2 protein-coding genes are annotated in these 2,063 nt (G+C 65.9%); both read right to left on the bottom strand.

What is annotated here, in order from left to right:
* Nucleotides 1-283 (bottom strand): adenylate/guanylate cyclase domain-containing protein (locus tag AC2VOP_RS14165; protein ID WP_486961562.1); only part of this gene is annotated, 283 nt, incomplete at its 3' end.
* A partial coding sequence (locus AC2VOP_RS14160) for an ATP-binding protein (protein WP_486961561.1) occupies nucleotides 280-2,063 on the bottom strand: 1,784 nt, incomplete at its 5' end. The genes AC2VOP_RS14160 and AC2VOP_RS14165, both read right to left, overlap by 4 nt.

Genomic DNA, 2,063 nt, shown 5'->3' with positions numbered 1-2,063 from the left:
CACCGAACACCGCCATGATCCCGTCGCCGGTGAACTTGTCCACCGTCCCGCCATAGCGCTGCACCACCGCCGCACACCGGTCACACAACCCGGTCATGATCTCCCGCAACCGCTCAGCACCCACCGCCGAAGCGATATCCATCGAGCGCACCACATCGGCGAACAACACCGTCACCTGCTTGAACTCCGCAGGCTGGTGTGACGCAGCAGCGGGTGCGCCACATTCATCGCAGAACTTCGCAGACGCTCGCAGTTCTGTGCCACACGCCGTGCAGGCGATCACGTCATCGCCTCCGCGAGCGCGATATGCCCCTCGTAGCCAACCTCGGTGGCCCTCTTGCGATACCGGTCGGCGAAGTCGCGGTAGCCGTCTTCGTCGCCGTTCGCACGCGCCATCAGCGCGCGCAGCCGCAGCAGCGGAACCTCGAACAACACAAACCCCGCCTCGGTCGGCACCGCCGCCAAACGGTCGATCGCGGCCTGCGCCTCGCCGAGATCGGTGTTCGTGCCGCGCTGCAGCAGCGCTTCCACGAAAACTCTGGTTGCCTCGCCGCGGGTGATCATCTCGCCTGCGCCGAACAGGTAGTCCACCACCGCACGAGCTAGCCCAATGGCGTCATCGATGTCACCAATCCTGGCCTTCTCCTTGGCGAGCTCGGTGTCGACAGTCCGCACTACGTTTTCCGCGTACCCGTGCCGCGGCTGACCGTCACGCCATTGCGCGAGCAGCTCCAAACCTGCTGTACGTTGCGAACCGCCCTGGTTGACGAGAATGACGCCGCGACTCCACTGGGCGAAATCCACCGCGAAGTCGTCGCCGGAGTGCTCCGCTCGTTCCAGCGCTTCGGAGGTGTCCCGGTCGGCTGCCGCGTCGGGCAGCAGTGCCCCGACGTGGACGGCGAAGCCGTACTTGTACAGCACCGCAACGACGTAGGACGTCGCATCGACGCTGCGGGCCATCACGACTGCCTGGTCGAGGTCTTCCTTCCAGCCCGGAAGTCCGAGACAATATCGGTCAGAGCCGCGTAACGCAATCGCCACCGCCAACGGTGACCCGACGAGCAGATTGCCTTTAGTCGGATCACCTTCGGCGAGGTCGATCACGCGCTGCGCCAAGCGCAGACTTTCGGCTGCTTCGCCCACCTGCCACTTGACATTGCTCGGTGCGACCGCAACCGTAACGGTCAGCGCCGGATCGCCGATTGATTCGAGCAACCGACTGCAGTCCGACGAGACTCGCGAGGCTTCTCGGAACCGGACATGGAGCTGCAGCGTCGTCATCAGGCCGGCCATGCCGATCACCAACAACACGTTGTCGCCGGCGGCAGTGCAGAGGTCACGCAGTTCCTCGAAGCCGGTGTTAGCAGCGCTGCCGCTGACCCGCCAGGTGCTGGCACACAGCAGGGTGCGCGGGGCGATGCGCATCGACGTCCGGCCCGGGTCGTCGGTGGGTAACCGGTCGGCGACCTGTCGGGCGCGTTCCCAACTGACTCGCGCGGCGCGGATGTCACGGTATTGCGCCCATGTCCCGGCACGCATATGCCAGCCGTACGCCGCCGGTAGGTCCTCGGCGGCTTCGAGATGTTCGGCGATCAGCGCCGCATTCTCATCCGACGGATTGTCCTGTTCGATCGCGGCCGCCAGCCGCCGATGCAGTTCGGCGCGGCCGGACTTCAGTTGTGACTCGTAGGCCACGGTCCGGATCAGCGGGTGGTGGAAGGCGTATTCGGCGTGCGGGGTGAACCGCACCTGATCGACGAGTTCGGCAGCGATCAGCTCACCCATCTCAGCCTCACCATCGAGCAACGCCAATTGCTCTGCACCGAACCGCAACCCGATCACCGCCGCGGCGTTCAGCGTCTGTTTAGCGACCGGCTCCAGCCGGTCGATGCGGGCGGCGATGGTGGCCTGCAGAGTCGCCGGCACGGCGGCGTCGGCACGGTCGACGTGGCAGACATAGTTGCCACGGCCACCGGTTAACACGCCACGCTCGGCCAGATCGCGCACCAGCTCCTCGGCGAAAAACGGGTTTCCCGCCGCCCGCTCGGCGACCCGCTCGACAA

This window comes from Mycobacterium sp. TH-M106, assembly GCF_057473765.1.
The sequence above is the reverse complement of the archived record's forward strand: the minus strand, read 5'-3'. Positions and strand labels throughout refer to the sequence as shown.